11 protein-coding genes are annotated in these 10,504 nt (G+C 67.3%); 4 read left to right on the top strand and 7 right to left on the bottom strand.

Annotated features, from left to right (window positions below; all coding sequences use genetic code 11):
* Window positions 1-99: 99 nt before the first annotated feature.
* Window positions 100-585, top strand: coding sequence for a glutathione peroxidase (locus AB0O89_RS14930; RefSeq protein ID WP_363499226.1), 486 nt, complete (start codon window positions 100-102; stop codon window positions 583-585).
* Between the two features lie 33 nt (window positions 586-618).
* Here AB0O89_RS14930 and AB0O89_RS14925 read toward each other — a convergent pair whose 3' ends face one another.
* The 6 genes from AB0O89_RS14925 to AB0O89_RS14900 all read right to left on the bottom strand — a co-directional run bounded on the left by AB0O89_RS14925 (window position 619) and on the right by AB0O89_RS14900 (window position 6,389).
* Complete coding sequence (locus AB0O89_RS14925; RefSeq protein ID WP_363499223.1) at window positions 619-1,401, bottom strand: hypothetical protein; 783 nt, start codon at window positions 1,399-1,401, stop codon at window positions 619-621.
* A 31-nt stretch (window positions 1,402-1,432) separates the two neighbouring features.
* Window positions 1,433-2,377: a siderophore-interacting protein gene (locus tag AB0O89_RS14920; protein WP_363499220.1), complete on the bottom strand. Its 945-nt coding sequence runs from the start codon at window positions 2,375-2,377 to the stop codon at window positions 1,433-1,435.
* The gene (locus AB0O89_RS14915; RefSeq protein WP_363499229.1) at window positions 2,364-3,173 is read right to left on the bottom strand and encodes an ABC transporter ATP-binding protein; all 810 of its coding nucleotides are present in this window, start codon (window positions 3,171-3,173) and stop codon (window positions 2,364-2,366) included. The genes AB0O89_RS14920 and AB0O89_RS14915 overlap by 14 nt, the downstream gene beginning before the upstream one ends.
* Before the next feature lie 77 nt (window positions 3,174-3,250).
* Window positions 3,251-4,321, bottom strand: a complete 1,071-nt coding sequence (locus AB0O89_RS14910; protein WP_363499217.1) for an iron chelate uptake ABC transporter family permease subunit — start codon at window positions 4,319-4,321, stop codon at window positions 3,251-3,253.
* Window positions 4,318-5,364 (bottom strand): iron ABC transporter permease, encoded by a 1,047-nt coding sequence (locus AB0O89_RS14905; protein WP_363499214.1) that lies wholly within the window; start codon window positions 5,362-5,364, stop codon window positions 4,318-4,320. Before AB0O89_RS14905 ends, AB0O89_RS14910 begins: the two co-directional genes overlap by 4 nt.
* Window positions 5,361-6,389, bottom strand: a complete 1,029-nt coding sequence (locus AB0O89_RS14900; protein WP_363499211.1) for an iron-siderophore ABC transporter substrate-binding protein — start codon at window positions 6,387-6,389, stop codon at window positions 5,361-5,363. The genes AB0O89_RS14905 and AB0O89_RS14900 overlap by 4 nt, the downstream gene beginning before the upstream one ends.
* A gap of 187 nt (window positions 6,390-6,576) precedes the next feature.
* Between AB0O89_RS14900 and AB0O89_RS14895 the strand changes: the two genes are divergently transcribed.
* On the top strand, window positions 6,577-7,635 hold the full coding sequence (locus AB0O89_RS14895) for an SDR family NAD(P)-dependent oxidoreductase (RefSeq protein ID WP_363499208.1): 1,059 nt from the start codon (window positions 6,577-6,579) through the stop codon (window positions 7,633-7,635).
* Between the two features lies 1 nt (window position 7,636).
* On the opposite strand, the gene AB0O89_RS14890 is transcribed toward AB0O89_RS14895, so the two are convergent.
* The gene (locus AB0O89_RS14890) at window positions 7,637-8,197 is read right to left on the bottom strand and encodes a TetR family transcriptional regulator (RefSeq protein ID WP_363499205.1); all 561 of its coding nucleotides are present in this window, start codon (window positions 8,195-8,197) and stop codon (window positions 7,637-7,639) included.
* Window positions 8,198-8,365: 168 nt separating this feature from the next.
* Between AB0O89_RS14890 and AB0O89_RS14885 the strand changes: the two genes are divergently transcribed.
* Both AB0O89_RS14885 and AB0O89_RS14880 read left to right on the top strand, forming a co-directional pair.
* Window positions 8,366-8,839: an Lrp/AsnC family transcriptional regulator gene (locus AB0O89_RS14885; protein ID WP_363499202.1), complete on the top strand. Its 474-nt coding sequence runs from the start codon at window positions 8,366-8,368 to the stop codon at window positions 8,837-8,839.
* 58 nt (window positions 8,840-8,897) lie between these two features.
* On the top strand, window positions 8,898-10,286 hold the full coding sequence (locus AB0O89_RS14880; RefSeq protein ID WP_363499199.1) for an aspartate aminotransferase family protein: 1,389 nt from the start codon (window positions 8,898-8,900) through the stop codon (window positions 10,284-10,286).
* The last annotated feature ends 218 nt before the right edge of the window (window positions 10,287-10,504 follow it).

Below are 10,504 nucleotides of genomic sequence, written 5' to 3'. Positions count from 1 at the left end.
CGGAACGGCACCCACATGACAGCCATACCCGGCACCCCTGGGGTGGTCAGAAGCCTACGACGCCCCCGAAACCACCACTCAACAAAGTAAGGAACTCCCATGGACCTCTCCGACATCCCCGTCACCACCCTTCGCGGCGAGCAGACCACGTTCGGCGCGCTCACCGGCGGCAAAGCCGCGCTCGTCGTCAACGTCGCCTCGCGCTGCGGGCTCGCCCCGCAGTACGAGCAGCTCGAGGAGCTGCAGCGCACCTACGGCGAGCGCGGGTTCACCGTCATCGGCTTCCCCAGCAACCAGTTCCTGCAGGAGCTCGGCTCGGAAGAGAAGATCGCGGAGTACTGCTCCGCGACGTGGGGCGTGACGTTCCCGATGACCGAGAAGGTCAAGCTCAACGGCAAGAACGCGCACCCGATCTACCAGCAGCTGACGACCGTCCCGGGCGCTGACGGCAAGGCCGGCAAGATCTCGTGGAACTTCGAGAAGTTCGTCATCAGCCCCGACGGACGCGTGTGGCGCTTCAGCCCCCGCACCCTCCCCGACGCCCCCGAGGTCATCGAGGCAATCGAAGCAGCGCTCCCCGCCTGATTGGCGCACGCTCGAACCAGCCGTCGGCGGACGTCAGTCCGCGGCGGCGGATCGCCACACTCGAATGATCTCTGCACCTGCCTGGACATCTGTCTCGCGCGAGTTGCTCGCAAGCAGGACCGGCTCTGCGCCGTTCGCCAGCGAGAGCTGGATCGTGTGTCGCGCGTCCCTGTTAGTGAGTGCGCGAAGCAGGATGCTCGGCCAGAACTTCACCTCGACTGCGTTGATGGACACGATTTCCCCCCTCGGGTACCGCCGAGTCCAAAGATAGCCGTGCGCGATGAGATGAGTCGGCGTTAGTTGGAGGCCGTGGAGGGCGCCACGCATCTGCAACACACCGAGTCCGATGGCGATCGCGGCTAGAGCGACAGTGCCCAGGGCCAACAACCATGCCTCGGCGGGCGCGGCGACGACCGAGACGACCGCGAGCACGACCGCCGAGAGCGAGAAAAACACCGCGAGGCCGGCAATCGGAGCAGCAATCATGTTCCACGCCCGGAACCGCCGACCGAGAGACCACACCAGCCGCCGCGAGTCGAACGGGCCAGAGCGAAGAGCGATCACCCCCCGTGGGGGCAGCATCAGCAGGGCAACCGCCCCGACCCACAGCAGGAGTGCGGCAGCGGAGATGGGGATGTCTGGACCGAATGGATACTCATCGCCGTCGACGCCCCAGACGAGGATCGACCGCACGATCAGAATCGCCCCGGCTGCCATCCCGACAAGCATGATCAGCGGCGAGAAGAACCGCAGTCGCCAATAGGCCGCAGGCGAGAGCGGGCTGTCGTTACGGCGCACCCTCACCCTCTTGGTCACCGGACGAGCATAGACCGACCTAACCCGCGACTCAGCCGCGCATGGCGACGCCGCGGCGCCAGTAGCCCATGAACGCAACCTGCGAGCGATGGATGCAGAGATCCTTCACGAGGTGGCGGCGCAGGGTCGTGACGACCGAGCTCTCCCCCGCGATCCAGAAGTAGCGATCGATCGACTCGACCGCGTCATCCAGGTCCTCGCCCGAGCCCGAGAAGACCGGGGTTTCCCAGAGGAGTTCCTCGGTGCCGTCATCCGTCACCGTCACAGTCGCCGTCGCGCCCAGGTGACCGAGCACGGTCGGGATGAGCTGCGACCCGTTCGCCACGCCCTCCCGCGCGACCCAGCGCACCTCGACGCCCGCCGGCGCATCGATCGCGAGCGCGTCGTCGGCGTGCGGCACCTCGATGACGGCAAGACCGACGGCATCCCGGTCGATGTCTTCGAGGATGCGGGCAATCGCCGGCGCTGCGGTCTCGTCACCCGCGAGCAGAATCTCCCGCGCCTCGCCGGGCGCGTACTCGATGCCGCCGCCGTTCGGGCGTCCACGGCGCGGGCCGATGATCAGCAGCTCATCGCCGACGGATGCCTGACTCGCCCATGCCGACGCAGGACCGGTGAACCCGGGCTCGAGGTGCAGTACGAAGTCGATGACGACAGAGGTGCCGCCCTCCTCGACGCGCAGCTCCCGGATCGAGTAGGTGCGCATCGAGCCACGCTCCTCCTCGGGGACGGCGAGAAACGCCGCCCACCAGTCGCCATCCGGGTGCTCAAGGTCGGGAAGCAGGCCCGAGCTCGGCGGGAAGATCAGCTTGATGCGCTGGTCGAGGATGCGGTGGGGGTCACCGAACTCATCGAGGTCGGCACCGCCGAAGGTGATGCGCGCGAAGCTCGGCGAGAGCACCTCCACTGAGGTGACGGCGGCGCGCGCCACCACGAACGGCGACGCCTCGAGAACGGTGGATTCAGCGACGGACATGGTGCCTCCCCATGGGCAGAACAACGGGCGAACCCGAGACGGGATCGGGAATGACTCTGCTGTCCATCCCGAACACGTCGCGAACAAGGTCTTCGGTAACGACGGCGTCGGGCGCGCCGCACGCGTGGATCTGCCCGTCCTTCATGGCGACGAGCTCATCGGCGTACCGTGCGGCAAGGTTCAGGTCGTGCAGCACCATGACGATCGTCGTGCCGCGGCTGCGGTTCAGGTCGGTCAGCAGGTCGAGCACCTCGATCTGGTGCGCGACGTCGAGGAAGGTCGTCGGTTCATCCAGCAGCAGGATGCCGGTCTCTTGCGCGAGCGCCATCGCAATCCACACGCGCTGGCGCTGCCCGCCCGAGAGCTCGTCGACGGAGCGGTCGGCAAGGTCTGCGATGTCGGTGGCCTCGAGCGACTCCGCGACGACCTGGTAGTCGCGCGGGCTCCAGCGGGCGAGCATGCCCTGGTGCGGATGCCGCCCCCGGCCCACGAGGTCGGCAACGGCGATGCCCTCGGGCGCGATCGGGTTCTGCGGGAGGAGGCCGATCTCGCGGGCGATCTGCTTGGTCGGGGTGCGGTGGATCTCCCGACCATCGAGCACGACTCGCCCGGCCTGCGGCGGGAGCAGACGGGCGAACGCGCGCAGGAGCGTCGACTTTCCGCATCCGTTGGCTCCGACGATGGTCGTGATCGCGCCGGTGCGAATCTGCAGGTCGAGGTCGCTGACGACCGTCCTCTCGCCGTATGCGAGCGCGAGCCCCTCGGCGGCGAGCCGGTGGCCGACCGAACCCGGCACCGGGGCCGGGTCGAGGGACGTTTCCGGGGCGACGGGCGCGGCATCCGGCTCGCGAAGCGTCGCTGTCAGAGGCGGGTTCACAGGGATCCTCCCGACCGGTGCGTGCGCACCAACAGATAGACGAGGTAGGGCGCGCCGAGGATGCCGGTGATGACCCCGACCGGGTAGCGCGATTCGAAAGCCCACTGACCGACCAGGTCGGCAACGAGCACGAGCAGCGCCCCGACAAGGCCCGCCGGCAGCAGCAGCGAGGGCCCAGGGCCGAGCAGACGCGCGGCGATGGGGCCCGCCATGAAGGCGACGAACGCGATGGGTCCGGTTGCCGCGGTGGCAAAGGCCAGCAGGATGACGGCACCGAGGATGAACAGCACCCGAGTGGGCGAGACCCGCACGCCGAGGGCCGCGGCAGAGTCATCACCGAGGCGCAGGATGTCGAGATCGCCACTGCGCGCGAGCATGACAGGCACGACGAGCAGCATCACGATCACGAGCGGCACGAGCCGTTCCCAGGATGCGTTGTTCAGGCTTCCCGAGAGCCACTGCATCGCGGCCTGCAGGTCCCATTCGGCAGCACCCGAGAGCAGATACGCGATGAGGCTCTGCATCATCGCGGCAACACCGATTCCAATGAGGATGAGCCGGGCACCGGCGAACCCGCTGCGGCTGGACAGCAGATAGATCGCACCGGCGGTGACGATGGCGCCGACAAGAGCGACTGCCGAGACGGCGACGTCGCTCAGCGAGAAGACGATGATGCCCGTCACCGCGGCAAGACTCGCGCCAGCGCTGATGCCGATGACATCCGGCGAGGCGAGCGGGTTCCGCAGCATCGTCTGGAACGTCACGCCCGCCATCCCGAACGCAAAGCCCGAGAACAGAGCGAGCACGGCACGCGGCAGGCGCAGCTCACCGACGGTGAAGGATGCCCCCGGCACGGTCTCGCCGAAGATGACGCGGAGGACCTCGAGCGGCGTATAGAAGGTGTGCCCGACCATCGTGCTGATGGCGAGGACGGCCAGCACGATCACGGCGAGGATGGCCGTGGTCAGGGTCCAGCGACGGCGACGGATGCGGCGCCCCCGCACGATCGCAGCGGCAGTCGCGCCGACCGCGGCCGGGGAGGTCGTAGGGATGAGGGTGGCAGTCATAGCTCGCGCACCTTCTGGCGGCGGACAATCCAGATGAACACCGGCGCCCCGATCAAGGCGGTCACGATGCCGACCTCGATCTCTTCGGGTTTGGCGACCAGGCGCCCCACGATGTCGGCAGCAAGCAGCAGCACGGCACCGCCGATCGCCGACAGCGGCAGCAGCCAGCGGTGGTCGGGGCCGACGAGCAGCCGCACGAGGTGCGGGATGACCAGGCCGACGAACGCAATCGGACCGGCGATCGCCGTCGCTGCACCGCACAGGATGACGGCGCCGGCCGACGAGATCAGCCGCGTTCGCGACACGTGCTCGCCGAGCCCTGCAGCGAGGTCATCGCCGAGCGCGAGGGAGTTCAGGCCGCGCGCCGTCGCGAGCACGATGAGCGCACCGATCAGCAGCACGGGTGCGACGACGGCGATGCGGTCCCATTCGGCCCCGCCGACGCCGCCGATCTGCCAGAACCGGAACGTCGCCATGACGTCGATGCGTGGCAGCAGGATGGCGCTCACGAGCGAGGCGAGTGCAGCCGAGGTCGCGGCCCCGGCAAGCGCGAGCTTGAGCGGTGTCGCTCCCCCACGCCCGAGCGACCCGACGGCGTAGACGAAGATCGCCGCCGCAGCAGCCCCGAGGATCGCAAGGCCCATCTGCCCGTACGGGTCGACGATTCCGAAGAAGGCGAGTCCTGCAACGACGGCGAGCGCCGCGCCGCTCATGACCCCGAAGATGCCGGGGTCGGCGAGCGGATTGCGGGTCACGGCCTGCATACTCGCGCCAGCCAGGGCGAGGGAGGCACCGACGAGGATCGCGAGCACGGTGCGCGGCATCCGTTTGATGACCGCCGCCGATTCGATCGACGTCGCGTTGCCGGTCAGGCCCGCGACAAGGTCTGCGGGACTCACGTCAGCCACCCCGAAGGCGACGGATGCCACGGCGAGCACCGCGAGGAGGGCGATGCCCGCAATCAGCCACGCGACACGCACCGATACCGATCGTCGCAGCGAGGCGACGGCCGGTACCGGTGCGGGCGCGTGGACGGTGGTCACTGCTGTGCAGAGACTCCGGAGGCGAGCAGGGCGAAGTAGTCGTCGATGCCCCAGCCGATCGACAGCGGCGACGGGTTCGCGGATGCCGCCAGCGGCGTGTCGTTCTCGAGCACGACGATCGAGCCGTTCGCGATCGCGGGGATCTGCGACAGCAGCGGATCGGCCTGCAGCTGCTCGACGATCGTGCCGCCGGCGTCGCCGTAGGTCACGAACACGTCGACGTCGGCGAAGCGGTCTGCCTCTTCGGCGCTGACCGAGGTGTAGAACTCCTCGGTGGAAGCCGACTCGTCGGCGACGATCTCGGGAACGGGGAAGCCGATGCTCTCGAGGAAGCCGGGTCGCGTGTCGTGGCTCGTGTAGAAGCCGATCTGGCTGAAGTCGGCGGGGTCGATGTAGCTGAAGAGGATGCGTGCGCCGTCGAGCTCGGGGTAGTTCTCCAGCGAGGCCGAGACCGTCTCGTGCAGTTCGTCGATGAGCTCATCGCCCTCGGCCGAGAGACCGAGCGCCGCGGAGTTCATGCGGATCATGTCCTCATAAGAGGTTCCCCACGCGACCTCGGGGTACGCGACGACGGGAGCGATCTTCGACAGGGTGTCGTAGTCCTCCTGCGTAAGTCCGGAGTAGGCGGCCAGGATGACGTCGGGCTGCGTGTCCGCGACAGCCTCGAAGTCGATACCGTCGGTCTCATCGAACAGCACGGGCGTTTCGGCGCCGAGTTCCTCGAGCTTGTCTTCGACCCACGGCAGCACACCGTCGCCGTCGTCATCGCCCCACGTGGCCTTGCTCATGCCGACGGGAACGACGCCCAGGGCAAGAGGCACCTCGTGGTTCGACCAGGCGACGGTCGCTACGCGCTCGGGCTTCTGCTCGATGACGGTCTCGCCATAGGCGTGCTCGATCGTGACGGGGAATCCGCTGTCGGACTCGGATTCGGTGGTCGCGGCATCCGTCGACGACGAACAGGCGGCAAGGGAACCGGTCAGGGCCACGGCGATGCCGAGGGCGATGAGACGGGAGGCGCGCACGAGCGCTCCTTTCGTGGGCTGCTGTGGAAGGGCTCACTTCGAATTGGTAAGCCTTGCCTAACCTACCTTGCGGTCGAACCATCTCTCAATCTGAAGGTTGTTTCAGCGCACCCTGTCAACTTTGTTGACTCAATCTCTAGACTGGGATCACGCGGTCCCGAAACCGCGATCGACTCAAGGAGGAGACATGGCCAAAGACAAGGCACTCAGCGCAAAATCATCGATCGGCGCGTGGTTGAAGCATCCCGTCGGTGGCCCGATCCTGCGCGATCTGCTCGCGCAGGGCGGTCAGACCGAATCGGCGCTGGCCCCCGTCAAGCTCTTCTCTCTCGAACGCGTTGCCTCGATGAGCGGCGGACGGATGCCGCAGGAGATGATCGACGATATGGTTCGGCGCGCCAACGACCCGAACGCCCTCGCCGCTGCGCCCGTGACGGACGACGATGACGAGGATGACGAGGACGAGCCCACCGCTCCCCCGATGGCTGCCCCCTGGGTCGAGCGCCTCACGCCCGGCAGGTTCGACGGCAAGACCGTCATCGTGACCGGCGCCGGTTCGGGAATCGGACGCGCCGTGGCTGCGCGCGTCGCCGCCGAGGGTGGGAAGGTCGTCGCTGTCGACATCTCGCAGGAGCGGCTCGATGCGGCAGTCGCAGCGATGCCCGGCGCTGTCGCGGTCGCCGGTGACATCACGTCGGAGGACGCGATCGCGAAGATCGTCGCGGCAGCCGACGCACGCATCGACGGGCTTGCGAACGTCGCGGGGATCATGGACGACATGACGCCGCTGCACGAAGTGAGCGATGCCGTCTGGTCGCGGGTCATGGCTGTCAACGTGGAGGGAACCTTCCGACTCACTCGGGCGGTCCTCCCCCTCATGCTCGAGGCCGGCGGCGGATCGATCGTGAATGTCGCCTCCGAGGCAGGGCTTCGCGGCTCGGCTGCGGGCCTTGCCTACACGACGTCGAAGCACGCTGTCGTGGGCCTCACGAAGAGCACGTCCTTCATGTACGCGGGAAAGAATATTCGCGTGAACGCTGTCGCTCCCGGGCCCGTTGCCACCGGAATCGAGGCGTCGTTCGCCTCCGAGCTCGGCCAGGAGCGGGTCGGACTCGCGATGACGATCCTGCCGCCGATCGCCGAGGCCGCTCAGCTCGCGGCATCCATCACGTGGCTGCTGAGCGATGACGCGACCAACGTTTCGGGCGTCATCCTGCCCTCCGACGGCGGTTGGTCGGCGATCTGAGTCAGCCGGTGATCGCTGCCTGTAGCAGCGCGCCATAGCGACGGATGAGGGTCTCGCGCTCCAGATGCGCGAGACCCTCATCGCGCACGATCCAGAGGCTGTAGAGCAGGCCGCCGACCACGGCGGCAGCCATCCGCGCGCGGGTGTCGGCATCCGCCGCGTGCGCCGGCGATGCCGCAATTCGCGTGCGAAACGGCCGCACGAAGCCCTCTTCGTGCGCGGCGCGCAGGTGCGTCCAGATACCCCCGGAGTCGCTGGCGCGCAGGAGCGCCAGGTAGATGCCGCGGATATCGGCGTCGTCGTCGAGGATGAACGCGATGAACCGCTCACCGAGCGTTTCGAGCGGACCTTCGAAGGCCGCCGCCGCGACCTGCACCTCCATCGTCTCCATGAAGAGCTGCTCTTTCGAGCCGAAGTGGCGGATGACCAGAGCCGGGTCAACCGCAGCCTCGCCGGCGATCTCACGCACGGACGTTCGCGCGTAGCCATTCTCGGCGAAGAGTCGTTGCGCAGCCTCCCAGATCGCCCGCTTCGAGGCTGGCGCGTATTCGGGCAGGCTCATCCCCCCATGGTCGCACGTCACTCTCTCGCCAGCAGGCTGCGCGACTGCGACCCGCTCGGTTCTGATTTCCTCTCCGAAGGCTCGTCGCATCTGCGGATTCCGCACATATCGCCGCCATGCTCGACGCTTTCAGTTGTCTTCCGACGAATCCTCTGCGATGATCATCGCGTGGCAGATCGCACTCCCCGGGTTCCTCAGCTCGATGACATCTCGCGCGCCATCGTCGAACACCTGCAAGCCGACGGTCGGCGCTCGTACGCCGACATCGGCAAGGCGGTCGGGCTTTCCGAGACCGCCGTGCGTAACCGCGTGCAGCGGCTCGTTGACGCGGGAGTCATGCAGATCGTCGCGGTCACCGATCCGCTGCAGCTCGGCTTCGCCAGGCAGGCAATGGTCGGCATCCGCACGTCGGGAGACTCGACGCGCATCGCCGCCGAGGTGTCGGCCCTCCCCGAAGTCACCTACGTGGTGCTCACCGCCGGCAGCTTCGATGTGCTCGCAGAGGTCGTCTGCGCCTCGGATGACGAACTCATCGAGCTTCTCAACAAGCGCGTCCGCGCCATCGACGGCGTCGTCGCCACCGAGTCGTTCGTCTACCTCCGCCTCGTGAAACAGCTCTACGACTGGGGCACCCAGTCATGAATCACAACACCGTGATCACACACACAGACATCGTGACTACGCCCCGAAAGGACATTCCATGAACTCCCCCGCCGATCTGCAGAAAAAGGCCCAAGACCACCTGTGGATGCACTTCACCCGCCAGTCGGTACTCGACAGCTCCGGGGTGCCGATCATCGTGCGGGGCGACGGCCACCACATCTGGGATGACCGCGGCAAGCGCTACTTCGACGGACTGTCGGGCCTGTTCGTGGTCAACGCGGGACACGGTCGCAAGCGGCTGGCTCAGGCTGCCGCGAAGCAGGCCGAAGAACTGGCCTTCTTCCCGCTGTGGTCGTACGCGCACCCGTCTGCCATCGAGCTGGCCGACCGCCTGGCCGACGAGGCGCCGGGCGACCTGAACCGGGTGTTCTTCACCACCGGTGGCGGCGAAGCTGTCGAGACCGCCTTCAAGCTCGCCAAGCAGTTCTGGAAGCTGCAGGGTCAGCCCCTCAAGCACAAGGTCATCTCGCGCTCGATCGCCTACCACGGCACCCCGCAGGGAGCGCTTGCGATCACCGGCATCCCGGTCATGAAGGCTCCGTTCGAACCGCTCGTGCCCGGCGCTTTCCGGGTGCCGAACACCAACGCGTACCGTGCCGAAGAGGCCGGCTTCGTGTGGGACGGCGAGGGCGACCGTCTCGAAGCCTTCGGGCGCTGGGCAGCGGACCGCATCGAAGAGATGATCCTGTTCGAAGGGCCCGAGACCGTGGCCGCCGTCTTCCTCGAGCCGGTGCAGAACTCGGGCGGATGCTTCCCCCCTCCCCCCGGCTACTTCCAGCGCGTCCGCGAGATCTGCGACCGTCACGACGTGCTGCTGGTCTCGGATGAGGTCATCTGCGCGTACGGCCGCATTGGCCACACCTTCGCCTGCAACGCATACGACTACGTGCCCGACATCATCACCTCCGCCAAGGGACTCACGAGCGGCTACTCACCGCTGGGAGCCACCGTGATCTCGGACCGGATCTACGAGCCGTTCCGCCACGGTCACACCTCGTTCCTGCACGGCTACACCTTCGGTGGACACCCGGTCTCGGCAGCGGTCGCACTGGAGAACCTCGCGATCTTCGACGAGGAGGGCCTGAACGAGCGCGTCCGCGAGAACTCGCCGCTGTTCCGGGCATCCCTCGAGAAGCTGCTAGACCTGCCGATCGTCGGCGACGTGCGCGGTGACGGCTACTTCTTCGGGATCGAGCTCGTGAAAGACAAGGCGACGCGCGAGACGTTCAACGACGACGAGTCCGAGCGACTCCTGCGCGGATTCCTCTCCGGCGCGCTCTATGACGCGGGCCTGTACTGCCGCGCCGATGACCGCGGCGACCCCGTCATCCAGCTCGCACCGCCGCTCACGATCGGACCTTCGGAGTTCGACGAGCTCGAGCAGATCCTGCGCGACGTTCTCACGCGCGCCGCAAGCCTGCTGTAGCGGATTCGAAAGCTGCGGATTCCGGCCACGTCGGAATCCGCAGCTTTCGTGCGTGAAACCGTCGCGCAGATTACTTGAAACGACAGATTCCTGTATCAAGTTTGTTTCGGGCTGCGGAAAACGGGCTCTTCGGACATTCGGTGGGGGTGAGGCTCGCCGGGTGAGGTTCGGCGGGTAGGGGTCGAGGTCCCCGAGGATCAGTAGCGCCAACTGCTGCT

The sequence above is a fragment of the Microbacterium sp. NPDC076895 genome (assembly GCF_040687115.1).
Lineage (GTDB): Bacteria > Actinomycetota > Actinomycetes > Actinomycetales > Microbacteriaceae > Microbacterium.
Note: the sequence above shows the minus strand (reverse complement) of the source record. Positions and strands in the feature narration are given on the sequence as shown.